Genomic DNA, 17183 nt, shown 5'->3' with positions numbered 1-17183 from the left:
ACCTGATATGACCGATCATCTGCAATACGATCTCGCGGTCCCCGCGCCCGTCGTGCGCACCACCGCCGGCCTGGTGCAGGGCCGCTGGCAGAACGCCTCCTCGGCCGCCTATCTCGGCATCCCCTTCGCCTCCGCGCCCGTGGGCGAGCTGCGTTTCGCAGCGCCGAAGCCCCACCCGGCGTGGGAGGGCGTGCGGCCGGCCATGGAATACGGCCCCACCCCGCAGCGCCGGCCCTTCGGTCCCGCCGTGACGATTCCCGAGCCCTCCATCCCGGGCGAATACACGCTCAACGTCAACGTGTTCACGCCTGCGCCCCGCGACCGCGGCGCCAAGCTGCCGGTGTTCGTGTGGATCCATGGCGGCGGGTATTTCGCCGGCTCACCCTCCTCGCCGTGGTACAACGGCCGTGCCTTCAATGCGCGCGGCATCGTGACGGTCTCCGTCTCCTACCGCCTCGGCTTCGACGGCTTCGGCTGGATGGAGGGCGCGCCCCTGAACCGCGGCATGCTCGACCAGATCCTTGCCTTGGAATGGGTGCGTGACAACATCGCCGAATTCGGCGGCGACCCCGACAAGGTCACGATCGGCGGCCAGTCGGCCGGAGGCGGCAATGTGCAGGCGCTGATGGCCTCGCCCAAGGCCGCCGGACTGTTCCGCGGCGTCATCAGCGAGTCGGGTCCGGCCGGCACGCCAAGCCTCGAGCAGGCCATGGCCGGCGGGCGCGCGATGGCCGAACGGGTCGGCGTCGAACCGACGCGGGAGGCCTGGCTCAAGGTGGGCGAGGATACGATCCTCGACAATGAACGCGAGATCAACCAAGCCAAGGGCTGGCCGGCGACGCCGACGAATGCCGGCGACTTCCTCAAGGCGCTGCGCGACGGCTTCGAAGGCGAGCATGGCATGGTGCTCACGCCCTTGGTCGACGGCGAGTTCCTGACCGAGCCGATCGCCGACGCGATCGCGCATGGCTCGGGCAGGGACGTGGCGCTGCTGGCCGGCACTACCCGCAACGAGTTCTCCTTCCCGTTGCCCGGGCCGGCGCCGCGGATCGACGAGGCCGTCGCGCCGCTCAAGGCGGCGGGAATGTCCGACAAGGCCGTGGAGCGCTTCGCCAACGAGGTGCATCGCATCGGCGCCGAGCGCACGGGCGGGCAGTTCATGACCGAGTGGATGTTCCGCGTGGGGCTTGCCCGCCTGGCCGAGAACCGCATGGCCGCGGGAGCGGGGGAGCGCACCTGGCTCTACGACTATGCCCAGCAGAACTCGACCTCCGGTTCGTCCGTGCACTGCGACGAGATCCCCTACGCTTTCGATGCGCTGGACGCTCCGAAGGCCGAGGACGTGCTGGGACCGAACCCCTCGCGCCACTTCGCCAAGGTCGTCAACGGCATCTGGGCCCGCTTCATCGCCGACGGCACGGTCGACCGGCCGTCGCTGGCCGAGGGTGGTCCGACCGGCGCCATCCGTCTGCAGGGCGAGGCGATCTGGGATCCCGAGGCGTATCTGTTCGAGCGCGAGCTGCTCGCAAGCTGCGGCCATATCGAATGATGGCGTGACTTCGATCCGGTGATGGGGCCGGGGCGTCGGGATATCCGATGCTCTGGCCCCTTTCGTGTTGTGTGGGGTTGGGGAGTGGGCTCTACCCCTCCGTCGGCCTTCGTCCGACACCTCCCCTCACAAGGGGAGGATATGTGCATGAATGTGGGGGTGTGTCTTTTCCTGTCATCCTGAGCGGAGCGCGAAGCGCGGAGTCGAAGGATCTCGCAGCGAGATGCCCATGCGCGAAGAAGCCGCTCACCACTCCTCGCCGCGCAAAATGCTGGGCATGGCGCGCAGCACGGCGGCCCGCAGCTGCATCATAGCCCCTGTGATGGCGGCGTCGGCGCCGAAGTGAGCCGGGATGATGGCGTCCCGGCCTCTGAATGCGCCCCGTCCGATGCCCCGCAGGGCCGCCGGGTTCAGATCGCTCAACGCATCCAATCGACGTGGCAGATATCCGCCGAGAACCACGATGTCCGGGGCGAAGGCGATGCACATGGCCTCCAGCATGGTGCGGATCGCACGGTCGGAACGCTGGGCGACCGCAAGCACCGTCGGGTCGCCGGCCTTCTCCCGCCTGAGCAGTTCCTCCACCACGGCGTTGCGCCCGTGTTCGCGGTCATAGTCGGTTAGTCCGGTGGAGTTGAGAATCGGCTCGATGCCGGCGATGGTGGCCAAGCACCCCCGCTGCCCGCATCCGCATGGCGGTCCGTCGGGGTCGACCGGGGTATGCCCGGGAATGAAGGCGAAGCCGCTGGAGCCCGAATAGGGGCGTCCGTCGATGATGACGCCGCCGCCGATGCCATTGACCGCCTTGACATACATGAGATTGCGCGGCGCGTTGTCCGGGAACGAGACACGTAGATGCTCGTATTCCGCCCAGGTCGCGCAGTGTCCGTCGTTGAATAGCACGATTCTCGGTGCCTGTGCTCCGGAGGGCAGCGCTTCGGCCAGCCGGCGTTCGATCATCGAGCGCAGGTCGAAGGGGTCGTTCCATCTGAAGTCCAGCGCGGCGTAGACCGTCGAACCGTCTTCGAGGATGGGAGCCGGCACGACGATGCCGACGACCGGCAGATGGACAATGTTCCATTGGTCGAGCCGCGCCATGATGCCGGCGATGGTGCGCGCCGCTTGGTCCGCGAAATCCGAGGGGGCGCGGTCACGGAAGGATATCGTCTGGATGTTGTCGAGCAGCGACTTGCCGGACAGAGTCTCCACCCAGGTGCGGATGCCGTCGAGACTCAGCTCGATCGCCGCGGCCGCATAGCCGCCGCAGCCGAGGAACAGCTGGTCCTTGCGCCGCCCGATGAGCGGGCGTTTGGTGTCCTCGGCCGCCACCGTGCGTACGAGACCGGCTGAGATCAGTTCATTGACCAGCGAGGTGACGGCGCCGGCGGTCAGTCCGGTCTCGCGCGTCAGGTCGGAGCGCGAATGCCCGGCTCCGTCGCCCAGCGTTGTCAGCACGAGCCCGAGGTTGTGGTCGCGCACGTCGCGGCTGGACATGGGGCCGTTCATCGATAGCCCTCCCACAGGGGCAGCGGCATGAGGACGTCCTCGCATTCGGTCCACATGGCCTCGAGGTCTTGGCCGGGTTCGCGCAGCCAGCGCAGCTGGATGCCGTCCATCATCGCGAAGCCGGCCGTGAGCAGCCGCCGCACGTCGGTGCCGTCGGGCACCTGCCAGCGGATGTTCAGGGCCACATCGACGACATGGCGTTCGCGCCTGGAGAAATAGTCGTGCGCCGGATGCGCGGGGTCGAGCGCTTCGGCGCTCAGCGTCGAGAACATATGCACCAGCGTGGGGCGGCGCGCGTTGATGGCCACGACATCGCGCCACATCTCGGCCACCAGCGGGCGTTCTTGCGTGACCATGGCAGAGGTCGCGTCCTCGGTCTCGCGGTCGTACATCTCGTCGAGCACGGCCTGCAGCAGCCCCTCCTTGGAACCCACGTGGTGCAGCACGCCGGCCTTGGTCAGACCGACCGCGTCGGCGATGCGCTGCAGCGAAGTGCCGTAATATCCCCGCGTGCCGAAGGACTCCGCCGCCGCTTGCAGAATCGCGGTCCGGCTGTCGGTCGGCGCGGATGCCTGGGTTGAAAGCTCTGCCATATTCCCTCCTCCACGGCGCTGTACTTGCTTAATCTATATCAAACCATACGGTCGGTCAGCGCTATGTTCTGCGGTTCTCGGTGCGCATAAATCGGCGTGTCGTGCGTGCATATTTGATAATCTACTTACCGACCGGTTGGTAATTTCAACCCGTTCCGCAACACAACGAAGTAGCAGCAGAAACGAGGAGCAATGACCGAATCCTATCCCTCCATCAATGACCTGACCCTTGAGGAGAAGGCCTCCCTGACCTCCGGCGGAGACGCCTGGCATCTGCAGGGCGTCGATGCCAAGGGCATCCCCGGATACATGATCACCGACGGCCCGCACGGCCTGCGGAAGGCCAACGCCGTGAGCACCGGCGAAACCGATCTCAACGACTCCGTGCCCGCCACCTGCTTCCCGCCGGCGGCCGGCCTGTCGAGCTCGTGGAACCCGGGCCTCATCCGCCAGGTCGGCGAGGCGATGGGCGAGGAATGCGTGCAGGAGAAGGTCGCCGTGATCCTGGGCCCCGGCGTCAACATCAAGCGCAATCCGCTCGGCGGACGCTGCTTCGAATACTGGTCCGAGGACCCGTATCTGGCGGGCCATGAGGCCGTCGGCATCGTCGAGGGCGTGCAGTCCAAGGGCGTGGGCACCTCGCTGAAGCACTTCGCGACCAACAACCAGGAGACCGACCGTCTGCGCATCAACGCGGTCATCTCCGACCGCGCGTTGCGCGAGATCTACCTGCCGGCCTTCGAGCACATCGTCAAGACCGCGCAGCCGTGGACGATCATGTGCGCCTACAACAAGCTCAACGGCGTGCACGCCTCGCAGAACCACTGGCTGCTGACCGAGGTGCTGCGCGACGAATGGGGCTTCGAAGGCATCGTCATGTCCGACTGGGGCGCCGTGCACGACCGTGCCGCCGCCCTCAACGCCGGCCTCAACCTCGAGATGCCGCCGAGCTACACGGACGACGAGGTCGTCCGCGCCGCCCGTGACGGGCGCATCACCCCGGCGCAGCTCGACAAGATGGCCGCCGGCATGATCGAGCTGGCCAACAAGTCCCGCGCCGCCATGAGCCAGGAAGGCTATCGCTTCGACGTCGACGCGCACGACGAGGTCGCCCACCAGGCCGCCATCGAATCCATCGTGATGCTCAAGAACGAGGACGCGATCCTGCCGGTGAAGAAAGACGCGAAGATCGCCGTCATCGGCGAGTTCGCGCGCACCCCGCGCTATCAGGGCGGCGGCTCCTCGCATATCACGCCCACCAAGATGACGAGCTTCCTCGACACACTTGAGGCGCGCGGCATCAAGGCCGACTTCGCCCCCGGCTTCACCCTCGACCTCGAGCCGCAGAACTCCGCGCTCGCCGTCGAAGCCGTCGAAACCGCCAAGGGCGCCGACGTCGTGCTCATGTTCCTGGGACTGCCCGAGGCCGCCGAATCCGAGGGCTTCGATCGCGAAAACCTCGACATGCCGGCCAAGCAGATCGAGCTGCTTGCGGCCGTCGCCGCGGAGAACCCGAACGTCGTGGTCGTGCTGTCCAACGGCTCGGTCGTCACCGTCCATCCGTGGGCCGACAAGGCCAAGGGCGTGCTCGAATCCTGGCTGCTCGGCCAGGCCGGCGGCCCCGCGCTCGCCGACGTGATCTTCGGTGAGGCGAGCCCCTCCGGCAAGCTCGCCCAGTCCATTCCGATGGATATCAACGACGACCCGAGCACCGTGAACTGGCCGGGCGAGGAGGGCCACGTCGACTATGGCGAGGGCGTCTTCGTCGGATACCGCTACTACGACACCTACGGCAAGGCCGTCGACTATCCCTTCGGCTACGGCCTGTCCTACGCCACCTTCGAGCTGACCGACGCCAAGGTGACCAAGACCGGCGCCAACACCGCCTCCGTGAGCGTGACCGTGACCAACACCTCCGCCGTCGACGGCGCCGAGACCGTGCAGGTCTACGTCGCGCCCGGTTCGTCCGAGGTCGCGCGTCCCGCCCACGAGCTCAAGGGTTTCGAGAAGGTCTTCCTCAAGGCCGGCGAGTCGAAGACCGTGACCATCGACCTGGACGAGCGTGCCTTCGCCTACTGGTCCGTGCGCTTCGATGACTGGCACGTCGAGACCGGCGAATACACGGTCGAGGTCGGCGTCTCCTCGCGCGACATCGCCGCCGCGCTGCCCGTCGAGATTGATGGCGACGGCAAGGCGCTGCCGCTCAACGAGTGGTCGACCTTCGGCGAATGGCGCAACGATGTCATCGGCGGCCCGATCGTCGCGGCCATGCAGGCCAAGGGGCGTGCCGGTGAGTTCGTGCAGCTGCCCGACAACGACATGATGAACATGTTCATCAACTCCATGCCCGTCAACAGCCTGACGACGCTGCTCGGCGAAGGCGGCAAGGCGATCACCGCCTTCATGCTCGACGAATACGCCAAGGCGACCGCCAAGTAAGGCGGAAGCCGTGTGACAGCGGCGGCGGGATGCGCGGCTTCGGGCCGTGTGTCTCGCCGCCACTGTCGCAGGCGACGCAATGCTCCGGCGGGGTATGCGCGACTGACAATGAGCCGGTCCAGTCATGCGCATGCCCCGCCGGAGCATTTTCCTATATATGGGTTGGGAAGTCAGCGCGTCGTGCCGCGCACGACCAGCTGGCAGGGCAGCGTCACCCCGATGGGTGCCTCGCCGTCGATCAGCCGCATAAGTCGGTCGACCAGATGCGTGCCGATCTCCTCGAAGGGCTGGCGCACCGTCGTCAGCGCCGGGTCGGCGAGCAAGGCGGCCGAGGAGTCGTCGAAGCCGACGATCTGCATATCGGCGGGCACATCTATGCCTCGCGCGCGCAGTGTCTTCATCGCGCCCACGGCCATCGCATCGGAGGAGACGAACACCGCGTCGATATCCGGGTGCGCGTCAAGCAGCTCGCCCATTGCGCGTTGTCCGCTGGCGACCGAGTAGTCGCCATGCACGATGCGCTCCTTGGCCTGCGCTCCGCAGGAATCAAGGAAACCGCGCACGCGGTCTCGCGTGCCGGAGGGGCCGTCGGGTCCCGCAATCATCGCAAGTTTCGTCGCACCGCGTTCGAGCAGGTAATCGCAGGCCTTGCGTGCGCTGCCGTAATCCTCGACATGCACATAGCTGACCGGCAGCGTTTCGTCGGCCGGTTGCTCGGCGACGACCGTGGGAATGTTCGCAGCGACAAGCGCGGCCAGCATCTCGCTCGAATCCTGATGCCAGGCCACTTGGATCACACCGTCGACGTGCCCGGCTTGGAGATAGGCGAGGTTGCGGCGTTCCTCGTCCTTGTCGTTGGTGGTCATGAGCAGAAAGGACAGTCCTCGCTTGCCCAGCTCGTCGGCCACGGCGCGCAGCAACGTGGCGAAGTTCGGGTCCTCGAAGAGCAGATGCTGGGGCTCGCCCAGCAGGAAGGCCACCGACCCGGCGCGTCCGGTGACCAGCGCGCGTGCATGTGTGTTGGCCACGTAATGCGTCTGCTCGATGGCGGCCTTGATGCGGGCCGCCGCGTCGTCGCTGACCCAGTGGTGCCCGTTGAGATAGCGCGACACCGTGGCGCGCGACACCCCCGCGATGCGGGCGACGTCATGGATCGTGGCTTTGCCGGGCTGATTCACATTCGTTCCTTCGTTCTGTGCGGCGTGACGCCGGGACTTATTCTAGCGGGGCATGACCGCGTGATGGGCAAAACGCGAATGCGACACCAGGGGCCTGTCCAAGGCTGTTTGCGCAAATCACAGATCGTCGCGCACGTCGAGTCTGCCGTCGGTGGGGAGCACTTCGGTGGTGGCGGGCGTGAAGCGGGTGTCCATCTGCGGGGTGCCGAAGTCGGGGATGCCGTCCTCGCGCCAGGAGATGAGCCCGATGCGTGCGTGGCGGTTCGGATCGAACAGCGGGTCGCCGAGGATCTCCACGTAGTTGCGGCAGTGGTAGACGAGCACATCGTCCCCGCCGGGCGTGGTGGTGAAGGAGTTGTGGCCGGGGCCGAACTGGCGCACGGTCTTGGCCGAGGCGAACACGGGTTCGGGGGACTTGCTCCAGCTGGACGGGTCGAGCAGATCGGCGTCGGCGTCGGCGGTGAGCATGCCCATCGCGTATTCCGGGCCGGTGCCGGAGGCGGAGAAGGTCACGAAGATCTTGTCGCCGTGCCTCAAGACCGCCGGGCCTTCCTCGACGATGAAGCGCACCTTCTCCCAGTCGAGCTCGGGCTTGGAGAGCATGACCGGCTCGGTCTCGAGCGTCCAGGGATTGGCCATGCGCGCGATGTAGAGGTTGGAGTGGCCTTCGATCGCCAGATCCTGCTGCGCCCAGATGAGGTATTGGCGCCCGTCGGTGTGGACGAAGGTGGTCGCGTCGAGGGCGAAGGTGTCCATGCCGGTGTCGACCTGCCCGCGTTCGGTCCAGGTGCCGTTGATCGGATCGTCGTCATCGCAAGTCAGCGCGAAGACGCGGTGCTGGAAGGTGTCGGCGGTCGGGTGGATTTCGGTGGTGTGCGCGGCGGCGAAGTAGACGACCCACTGGCCGTTGACGCGGTGGATCTCGGGGGCCCAGATGAGCTCGCTCATGGTGCCGGTGCCGGATTCGTGCTTGCGCCAGATGACATGCTCCTCCGCGGCCTGCAAGCCGGCCAGAGTGGGGGAGCGGCGCAGCGTGATGCGGTCATAGGCCGGGTATGAGCCGGTGAACAGATACGAGTCCCCGTCGCGCAGGACGAAGGGATCCGCGCGCTGCAGGACTATCGGATTGGGGAGCAATGCCATATGCGGTCCTTTCCTTTCGGCCGTCGTTGGCTCCTTCGAGAGCGACGGCGGTGTTCGCTGGTGTCTGTGGTGCGTTGTCTTTTTCCTTCTGCGGAATCAGGACTGTGCACGTTTTCAGTAACAGAATATAACATCTGTGACGATTGAATTTAAAAATGTTGGAATTATTGGTGTCTGTCGGTGTGTCATGGACTGGAAACGTGCACAGTCCGGTTGTGTGCGCAGATGACATGTGCGAACAGTTGGCGGATTCTGCCCATAGGTGGCGGATGTTTTCGAAGGTTCCTGGGGAACGCAGGGCGGAACGGTCTGGGGATAGCTCTTTCCCATTGCGGGGAGGGTGCGTGCCTTTGCGCTATCTGCCGACTGCGGGCCGAAGCCGCCAACTGTTCCGAGGATTCGGGGCTAGTTGTGACGACACGCCATAATTGTTGCATCTGCAACTGTTGCATATACTACATTATTTGTATGCTGACCGAATGGTAGGGAGGGCTATGTGCGAAGAGAATGAGGTGGCGGAACCCACGCCAATCGGCGTGTGCGTCAAAGGCCTGGCCAACCTCACCGCACGCTACTTAACCGCCACCATGCCGGATGAGGCCCGTGAAGCCACGGGCGGCAATGCGGAGATCATCATCTACCTGTGCCGTCATGAGGATCGCGAGATTTTCCCGCAAGACCTCGAACGTCGCTTCGGCCTGACCCGTTCCACGCTTTCGCGTGTGCTCGCGCTGATGGAGCGCAAGGGACTTATCGAGCGCGAGGCGGTCGAACGCGACGCGCGGCTCAAACGCATCGTGCTCACCGACAAGGCGCGCGAGCTCGAAGGCCGCATGCGGGCCAACGCCGACGACATGGAACGCACCATGTGCGAAGGGCTGAGCGAAGAGGATCTGGAGAGCCTGCGGCATTGCCTCGACGTGATGCGTGACAACCTCATCGCCACCGGCAAGGTGGGCGCGTGCCGTGGGTAACGACCATCGCGGCCGGAGGCTAAACGGTTCGCGGATGAGGAAAACAGACTGAGAAGACTCAAGTCTCATAGGGAAGGAAATAACAAGGATATGACTGAACGGAACCAATCCCGGTCGCCTGAGTCGACGGTTCCCGTCGGCGAGGGACGGGGAACGGAAAGCGGGCCCGAATCGGCGGCGCAAGCCCAGTCCCAGGGGAAGGCGGCGCGTCCGAAAGTGGCGAAGGCGCATCTGGTGCGCACACTGCTGGGCTCCCTGCGCGAATACAAGAAGGCGACGCTGCTCGCGCCGTTCTTCGTGGCCATCGAAGGCGTGCTGGAGATCGTCATCCCCACCGTCATGGCCGAGCTCATCGACCAAGGCATCACCGGCGGGCAGATGCCGGCCATCGTCAAATTCGGCGTCATCCTCGTGCTGTGCGCGGTGCTGTCGCTGATCGCCGGCCTGCTGTCCGGCCGGTATGCGGCCGTCGCCGCCGCCGGCTTCGCCAAGAACCTGCGGCACGACCTGTTCGAGAAGGTGCAGGGCTTCTCCTTCACCAACATCGACCGCTTCTCCACCGGCTCGATCATCACGCGCCTGACCACCGATGTGACCAACCTGCAGAACGCCTTCATGATGATCGTGCGCATGGGCGTGCGCGCCCCGATCATGGTCATCGTGGCCTGGGCGTTCTCCTTCCGCATCAGCCCGTCGATCTCGATGATCTTCCTCGCCGCGATCCCGGTCCTCGGCCTCGGCCTGATCGCGCTTGCCGCCTTCGTGCATCCGGTGTTCGAACGCGTTTTCCACACCTACGACGAGCTCAACAACGTCGTCGACGAGAACCTCGGCGGCATGCGGGTGGTCAAGTCCTTCACCCGCGAGGGGCATGAGGTCGGCAAGTTCATGCGCATCTCGCAGCGCATCTACAAGGACTTCCTCAAGGCCGAGCGCATCATGAGCTTCAACATGCCGCTGATGATGCTGTGCGTCTACACCTCGATGATCCTCATCGCCTGGCTCGGCGCCAACCAGATCGTCGCCTCCGGCAACAACGCCGCGCTGGGCCTGACCACCGGCGACCTGACCGCGCTGGTCACCTATGCGATGCAGATCCTCATGGCCCTGATGATGGTGTCGATGATCTTCGTGATGATCATCATCTCCGTCGCCTCCGCCGAGCGCATCTACCAGGTCCTGACCGAGGTCTCGACCGTCACCGACCCCGCCGACCCGGTCAAGCGGGTCGCCGACGGCTCCATCGAATTCGACCATGTGTCGTTCCGGTATTCCGACAATTCGGAGAAGCCGGTGCTCGACGACATCAACCTGACGATTCCCTCCGGCGCCACCATCGGCATCGTTGGCGGCACTGGCTCGGCCAAGTCGTCCCTGGTCCAGCTCATCCCGCGCCTCTACGACGTGACCGAGGGCTCGCTCAGGGTCGGCGGACGGGACACGCGCGACTACGATCTGGTCACCCTGCGCGACGAGGTCGCGATGGTCCTGCAGAAGAACGTGCTGTTCTCCGGCACCATCGCCGAAAACCTGCGCTGGGGCGATCCGAAGGCAACGGACGAACAGGTGCGCCATGCCGCGCAGCTCGCCCAGGCCGACGGTTTCATCCAGGAATTCCCGGACAAATACGACACCCATATCGAACAGGGCGGCACCAATGTCTCCGGTGGCCAGCGCCAGCGCCTGTGCATCGCGCGCGCCCTGCTCAAGAAGCCGAGGATCCTCATCCTCGACGACTCGACCTCGGCCGTCGACACCAAAACAGACAAACTAATCCGGCAGGCCTTCGCCACCGAGATCCCCGATACGACGAAGATCATCATCGCCCAGCGCATCGCCTCGGTCGAGGAGGCCGACATGATCGTCGTCATGCACGACGGACGGATCCTCGACAAGGGCACGCATGCCGAGCTGCTGGAATCCTGCGGGGAATACCGCGCGATCTACGAATCCCAGACCAAGGCGCAGGGCGAGGCGAACGAGGAAGGAGAAACGCTGTGAGCAAGAACACGTTCAACGAGCGCAAACCCAAGCCGGCCGCGCCCAAAGCCGCTCCCGGCACCATCAAGCGCATCTTCGGATACGTCCTCAAATACAAATGGCGCGTCGCGCTCGTCGTCTGCTGCATCCTGCTGTCCGCGGCGGCGCAGGCCGGCTCCGCGCTGTTCCTGCAGTCGCTGATTGACACCTATATCCTGCCGCTCGTCGGCGCCGCCGATCCGGACTTCAGCCCGCTGATCCGCGCGCTGACGCTGATGGGATGCCTCTATGTCTCCGGCATCGTGGCGGCGTGGGCCTATAACTGGATTCTCGTCGGCATCGCCCAGCGCACGCTGAAGGCGATTCGCGACGATATGTTCGCCCACCAGCAGGAGCTGCCGATCCGCTATTTCGACACGCATGAGCATGGCGACATCATGAGCCATTACACGAACGACACCGACACGCTGCGCCAAGCGATCACGATGTCGTTCCCGCAGATGTTCCAGTCGATCATCTCCTGCGCGGCGGCGCTGGTCTCGATGCTGTGGCTCTCCGTGCCGTTCACGGCCTTCGTGCTCGTGTTCACCGCCGTGCTGGTGGTCGTCGTGAGGTTCATCGTCTCGCGCTCCGGCCGCTACTTCATGAAGCAGCAGTATTGGATCGGCGATGTCAACGCCTTCGTCGAGGAGGCCGTGGGCGGCCAGAAGGTCATCAAGGTCTTCAACCACGAGCCCGCCACCCAGGCCGAGTTCGACGAGAAGAACGAGGCGCTGTTCGAGGCGACGTCCTCGGCCAACACCTATGGCAACATCACGATGCCGGTCATCGGCAACATGGGCTATCTGCTCTACGTGCTGCTCGCCATCGTCGGCGGCATCGCCGGCATCGCCGGCTGGGGCAACTTCGGCCTGTCCGGCGCCGGCACGCTGACCCTCGGCACCATCGTGTCGCTGCTGACGCTTTCGCGCTCGTTCATCAACCCGATCGGCCAGATCTCCATGCAGTTCAACATGGTGATGATGGCCCTGGCCGGTGCCTCGCGCATCTTCGCGCTGATGGACGAGCCGGTCGAGGACGACGGCGGCACCGTGACGCTGGTCAACGTCGAGCTTGGCGAGGACGGGCGCACGATGCGCGAGGTCGACCACGAGACCGGCCACTGGGCATGGAAGCGCGAGGAAGGCGACGACGGCACGCGCTCGCTGGCCGCCGCGCATGCCCTCTCGCCCAAGGCCGCCGAGGTCGCCGCCAAGGCGCGCGAGCAGGCCGTCACCTCGCCCGACGGGCGGCTGACGCTGCTGCGCGGTGACGTGCGCTTCACCGACGTGTCCTTCGGATACAACCCCGACAAGCCGGTGCTCCACGACATCACCTGGTTCGCCAAGCCGGGCCAGAAGATCGCGCTCGTCGGCGCCACCGGCGCGGGCAAGACCACGGTGACCAACCTCATCAACCGCTTCTACGACATCCAGGAGGGGCAGATCCTCTACGATGGTATCTCCGTCAAGGGCATCCGCAAGCCGGATCTGCGTCGGTCCCTCGGCATCGTGCTGCAGGACGTGAACCTGTTCACCGGCACCGTGATGGACAACATCCGCTACGGCCGCCTCGACGCGACCGACGAGGAGTGCATCGCCGCGGCGAAGCTCACCAACGCGGACGGCTTCATCCGCATGCTGCCGCAGGGATATCAGACGGTGCTGGAGGGCGACGGCTCGGGCCTTTCGCAGGGCCAGCGCCAGCTCATCTCGATCGCGCGCGCCGCCGTGGCCGATCCGCCGGCGATGATCCTCGACGAGGCGACCTCCTCGATCGACACACGCACCGAGGAGGTCGTGCAGGCCGGCATGGACAACCTCATGAAGGGCCGCACCGTGTTCGTCATCGCGCACCGCCTGTCCACCGTGCGCAACTCCGATGTCATCATGGTGCTCGACCACGGCCGCATCATCGAGCGCGGCTCGCACGATGAGCTCATCGCGCTCGGCGGCGAGTACTACCAGCTCTACACCGGCGCGGTCGAGCTGGAGTAGGCGCCAACACACGACATAAAATCTCTCCCTTTTCTCATACTGAGCGCGATGCCGTGGTGAGAAAAGGGAGATTTTCGTATTCGGCTCTCTTTCCGCGTCGCGGAATAGAGAATCAATGGCGCCCGCGCCCGTCCGTTCAGCTGGTGACGACGACCTGCCAGTGGTTGCCCCAGCGGCGGATCTCGGCGGTCAGGCCGCGCGCGACAAGGTGCGCATGCCAAGCCGCGGCCACGACGAACGAGCGGTAGGTGCTGATGCGAGGTATGTTCATCTTCACTTCCTTGTGAGTTGTGGGCGCGTGGGCCCGTCTTACCCTGTCAGGGCTTGCAATGGTTTGGTTATAACGGTTTTTGAAACCGGTCTGTGATGGGATCACTCACCATCAGCAGTCATCATATCAAACATTTTTCGTGTTCGTTTTCATGCTTTAATGAAAGCGCGATTCTTCCCATGGGGCTTGGAAGGTTCAGGTTTTTCTGCCACAGGGGAGCGTCACGCTTCCATTTGAGCGTTCTGGCGGCTGGGTGTGCATGACCAATTTCCTCGGCCATGCCGTGCCGGTTCCCGCGGGCGAGGTCATGCTGGCCTCCGAGCCGTTGGGCGACGATGGCTTGCTGCCATCCGACGTCACCGTGTGGGTCAAGGTCGGTGACTGACTGTAAACACCGATTTTAATATACTCATATATTATTAGTTATCACTTGTTTTGGCTTATATTGATAATATATGAGTATGTTTTCTTTGCTTGATGAACCCCTGCCAGGAGAGGTGGCCGCGGCGATTTCCTCGCGTATGGTCGAGCGTCGCAAGGAGCGGGGGATGACGCAGGCGACGCTTGCGGCGACATCCGGAGTGTCCCTGGGGTCTTTGCGTCGCTTCGAGCAGATCCATGAGATTTCGTTGGGGTCGTTGATCGCCGTGGCATTCGCGCTGGGATGTGAATCCGATTTCGACGCGCTGTTCGCAACGCCGCACTACGGCACCCTCGAAGACGTCGCGGCCGCCGTGAAAAGAGGCCGGGCGTGAACGCCGCGTTCCCCGTCGTCGACCAGGTTCGGGTCTCGTTGCACGGCTGTCCCGTGGGGCGGTTGATGATGTCGCCGCAGCGTACGCTTGCCTTTTCCTATGACGGCTCGTGGTTGCGCGACGGGTTTTCCATCAGTCCTTTGAGCCTTCCGCTGCGGGAAGGCGTGTTCATCGCCAAGAGGGATCCTCTTGACGGCATGTTCGGCGTGTTCGATGACAGCATGCCGGATGGCTGGGGTCGTTTGCTGACCGATCGTCTGTTGCGTCGACGGGGCATCGATCCCAATTCGGTCGGTCCGTTGGCGAGGCTGTCCATCGTGGGCTCCGGTGGCATGGGCGCGTTGGAATATCAGCCTGAAAATGTGCTCGAACGGCACGGTGGGGCGGGCGATCTCGACGATATCGCCGCCGAGTGCGCTCGGATGCTGGCCTCGGATTTTCCCGATGATCTGGACAGGCTGTTCGCGCTCGGAGGCTCATCCGGCGGCGCGCGGCCGAAGATCCTCACCGCCATCGACGGCGAGGAATGGATTGTCAAATTCCCCTCTTCGGTCGATGGGACGGACATCGGCCTGCGGGAATACCGGCTGTCAAGATTGGCGGGGGAGTGCGGCATCGAGATGCCCGAGACGAGGCTGTTCCCCTCGAAACAGTGCCCGGGCTATTTCGGTGTGAAGCGCTTCGACCGGTTGCCTGATGGCGACAAGGTCCATATGGTGTCGGCCGGCGGGCTGCTCGAGACCTCGCATCGCATCGCCAACCTCGACTATGGTCTCCTGATGCGTCTGACCATGCGGATCACCGACGGACTGGCGGATTGCGAGCGGTTGTATCGTCTGATGTGCTTCAACGTGTTCATCGGCAATCGCGACGACCATGCCAAGAACTTCAGTTTTGTGTTCGACCGGTCCTCGGGTAGGTGGCATCTGTCTCCGGCCTATGACCTGACCGAGAATCCGGGGATCAATGGCGAACACACCACGTCCGTGAACGGCAAGGGCAGGGGCATCGCGATCGCCGACATGGCGGATATCGGCATGCGCGCGGGGCTTGCGCGCAACGTGTGCCTGTCCATCGCCAACGGCATCCGCGACACCGTGGCGGCCGCCGGCATTGAGCCCAAGGACTGATGCCGGCGGTGCTCCCAGGTGATGCCATTGGGCAATCTGTTGGCGGTTTTAGCCTTCTGTTGGCGGTCATGTCGTGCCCCTGATCCCAGGCTGCAGAACAAAACGGCTATTTCCGCCGATTTGCAGGAGCGGTTCTTCGGGCTCTGCTGCGCCGGCCGCCAACAGAAGCCCAAAACAACCAACAGTTTGGAATCCGGCTGCCGTCTCCAGCGCTTTTCCCCGGCGTAGGCTGAGATTGCTGTGAGCATCAAGAGAGCCGTGCATGGCGGGAGGCGGGCGCTGATGTTGCTATATCACGGGAATCCCAACGAAGTGTGCACGCCGATATATGGCTACGGTGAGGATCGACACGACTATGGTCGCGGGCTCTACCTCACGGCGGATGCCGAGCTTGTCAAGGAATGGGCGGTGTGCCGTCCTGATGCCGCGAATGGCTGGGTCCACCAGTATGAGTTGGACTGCGATGGTCTTGCCATCTTGGATTTTCAGCAGCACGGTGTGTTGGCTTGGCTGGCTGAGAGGATGGTTTGACTCCCGTTCCCTATGCCGAATTCAACGCCAAGTACAATCAACGAGACGCCATGGCACGTCAGAGAATGCGTGAACTCATTGATTCCGATGCGAATGCGGTGACCACGGTGTTCAGCACCTTGCTGACCGATGCAAAGAGGTGATGATGATGCGCGCATATGCGGAGGCGTATTTGGCCGATGTGGTGGAGAGCCAGGGCAAACTCTTCGACTTTGTCGCGCAGGAATTCCCGGATAAAGACACGGTCGATTTCATCACCGCCTATATGGCCAGCAAAACACGGGCGAGTATCGATCAGGCGCAAGCGTATGTCAGCACTATGAACGCCCGGGAATTGTGGGAATACTTCTCCAAAACCGAGGGATATGCGTTGCTTCCGGGAAAGGCGCTTGCCGGTTTCATGCCGGACTGGATCGGTGAATTCTATGCGTATTACCAATGGTATTACAATATTCCCAGCGCAGAAGTGGTGCGCAGGATTCCCGTGGATTTTCTGAGGAAAGCCTATTACGGACTTCACGATTTGGAACTTGATCTGGCAGTGCGAAACGTGGGCGATGCATGACCGGCATCGTATGTTTCCATAATCCAAATGGACAGAACGGATATCTAAGCAATTGGTATCTTTCCCCGTTTGCCGTGGATGGCATCGGCTTCTCCTCGATGGAACAATTCATGATGCACCGCAAAGCGGCGTGCTTCCATGATGATGCAACGGCAGAGCGCATTCTGGTCACGGATGATGTGGCACGTATCAAAGCACTGGGCCGGTTGGTGTCGAACTATGACGATCATCGTTGGAATGGCGTGCGACAAATCGTGGTATACGAAGGTTTGCTGGCGAAATTCAGCCAGAATCCGGAATTATTGCGGCAGCTGAAGGACACCGGGAACGCCTTGCTCGCCGAATGCGCGGTCAAGGACCTTATCTGGGGCATCGGATTATCCATGACCGATCCCGCAAGACTTGACCCCGCTCAATGGCGTGGACGAAACTTACTTGGCTACGCCTTGATGATGGTGAGGGCAAAACTCTAGCTGGCATAGGTAAAACAATGGCGAGACCGACGCGGAGCTGTCCGGCCGGCGGTGCTACTA

General features: G+C 63.7%; 16 protein-coding genes. 11 read left to right on the top strand and 5 right to left on the bottom strand.

Features of this window, described 5'->3' with window-relative positions; all coding sequences use genetic code 11:
- Positions 1–7: 7 nt before the first annotated feature.
- Positions 8–1549: a carboxylesterase/lipase family protein gene (locus tag AC1AUD_RS04070; protein WP_476572329.1), complete on the top strand. Its 1542-nt coding sequence runs from the start codon at positions 8–10 to the stop codon at positions 1547–1549.
- A 246-nt stretch (positions 1550–1795) separates the two neighbouring features.
- On the opposite strand, the gene AC1AUD_RS04065 is transcribed toward AC1AUD_RS04070, so the two are convergent.
- On the bottom strand, positions 1796–3055 hold the full coding sequence (locus AC1AUD_RS04065; protein ID WP_476572328.1) for an ROK family transcriptional regulator: 1260 nt from the start codon (positions 3053–3055) through the stop codon (positions 1796–1798).
- Entirely contained in the window at positions 3052–3648 is a 597-nt protein-coding gene (locus tag AC1AUD_RS04060; protein ID WP_476572326.1) for a TetR/AcrR family transcriptional regulator, read from the bottom strand. Before AC1AUD_RS04060 ends, AC1AUD_RS04065 begins: the two co-directional genes overlap by 4 nt.
- A 192-nt stretch (positions 3649–3840) precedes the next feature.
- Between AC1AUD_RS04060 and AC1AUD_RS04055 the strand changes: the two genes are divergently transcribed.
- Positions 3841–6087, top strand: coding sequence for an exo-alpha-(1->6)-L-arabinopyranosidase (locus AC1AUD_RS04055; protein ID WP_476572324.1), 2247 nt, complete (start codon positions 3841–3843; stop codon positions 6085–6087).
- Between the two features lie 170 nt (positions 6088–6257).
- On the opposite strand, the gene AC1AUD_RS04050 is transcribed toward AC1AUD_RS04055, so the two are convergent.
- Positions 6258–7265, bottom strand: coding sequence for a LacI family DNA-binding transcriptional regulator (locus AC1AUD_RS04050; RefSeq protein WP_476572322.1), 1008 nt, complete (start codon positions 7263–7265; stop codon positions 6258–6260).
- A 117-nt stretch (positions 7266–7382) separates the two neighbouring features.
- The gene (locus AC1AUD_RS04045) at positions 7383–8408 is read right to left on the bottom strand and encodes a glycoside hydrolase family 43 protein (RefSeq protein ID WP_476572320.1); all 1026 of its coding nucleotides are present in this window, start codon (positions 8406–8408) and stop codon (positions 7383–7385) included.
- A gap of 494 nt (positions 8409–8902) precedes the next feature.
- Here AC1AUD_RS04045 and AC1AUD_RS04040 point away from each other — a divergent pair, with 494 nt between their 5' ends.
- From AC1AUD_RS04040 to AC1AUD_RS04030, 3 genes are all read left to right on the top strand, one after another.
- A complete protein-coding gene (locus AC1AUD_RS04040; RefSeq protein WP_476572318.1) occupies positions 8903–9382 on the top strand; it encodes a MarR family winged helix-turn-helix transcriptional regulator in 480 nt (159 codons plus the stop codon).
- A 90-nt stretch (positions 9383–9472) separates the two neighbouring features.
- A complete protein-coding gene (locus AC1AUD_RS04035; protein ID WP_476572316.1) occupies positions 9473–11383 on the top strand; it encodes an ABC transporter ATP-binding protein in 1911 nt (636 codons plus the stop codon).
- On the top strand, positions 11380–13398 hold the full coding sequence (locus AC1AUD_RS04030; protein WP_476572314.1) for an ABC transporter ATP-binding protein: 2019 nt from the start codon (positions 11380–11382) through the stop codon (positions 13396–13398). Before AC1AUD_RS04035 ends, AC1AUD_RS04030 begins: the two co-directional genes overlap by 4 nt.
- Before the next feature lie 136 nt (positions 13399–13534).
- Here the strand turns inward: AC1AUD_RS04030 and AC1AUD_RS04025 are convergent, their stop codons facing one another.
- Positions 13535–13669, bottom strand: a complete 135-nt coding sequence (locus tag AC1AUD_RS04025) for a hypothetical protein (protein ID WP_476572313.1) — start codon at positions 13667–13669, stop codon at positions 13535–13537.
- A gap of 259 nt (positions 13670–13928) precedes the next feature.
- Between AC1AUD_RS04025 and AC1AUD_RS04020 the strand changes: the two genes are divergently transcribed.
- The 6 genes from AC1AUD_RS04020 to AC1AUD_RS03995 all read left to right on the top strand — a co-directional run bounded on the left by AC1AUD_RS04020 (position 13929) and on the right by AC1AUD_RS03995 (position 17123).
- Positions 13929–14054: a hypothetical protein gene (locus AC1AUD_RS04020; RefSeq protein ID WP_476572312.1), complete on the top strand. Its 126-nt coding sequence runs from the start codon at positions 13929–13931 to the stop codon at positions 14052–14054.
- 70 nt (positions 14055–14124) lie between these two features.
- On the top strand, positions 14125–14424 hold the full coding sequence (locus AC1AUD_RS04015; RefSeq protein ID WP_476572309.1) for a helix-turn-helix domain-containing protein: 300 nt from the start codon (positions 14125–14127) through the stop codon (positions 14422–14424).
- The gene (locus AC1AUD_RS04010) at positions 14421–15554 is read left to right on the top strand and encodes a type II toxin-antitoxin system HipA family toxin (protein ID WP_476572307.1); all 1134 of its coding nucleotides are present in this window, start codon (positions 14421–14423) and stop codon (positions 15552–15554) included. Before AC1AUD_RS04015 ends, AC1AUD_RS04010 begins: the two co-directional genes overlap by 4 nt.
- A gap of 240 nt (positions 15555–15794) precedes the next feature.
- Positions 15795–16085, top strand: a complete 291-nt coding sequence (locus AC1AUD_RS04005) for a DUF3990 domain-containing protein (protein ID WP_476572304.1) — start codon at positions 15795–15797, stop codon at positions 16083–16085.
- Between the two features lie 142 nt (positions 16086–16227).
- Entirely contained in the window at positions 16228–16650 is a 423-nt protein-coding gene (locus tag AC1AUD_RS04000; RefSeq protein WP_476572302.1) for a hypothetical protein, read from the top strand.
- A complete protein-coding gene (locus AC1AUD_RS03995; protein ID WP_476572300.1) occupies positions 16647–17123 on the top strand; it encodes an NADAR family protein in 477 nt (158 codons plus the stop codon). Before AC1AUD_RS04000 ends, AC1AUD_RS03995 begins: the two co-directional genes overlap by 4 nt.
- Positions 17124–17183 lie beyond the last annotated feature (60 nt).

Source organism: Bifidobacterium sp. LH_730 (assembly GCF_056355835.1).
This window is presented reverse-complemented; position numbering and strand designations above follow the sequence as displayed.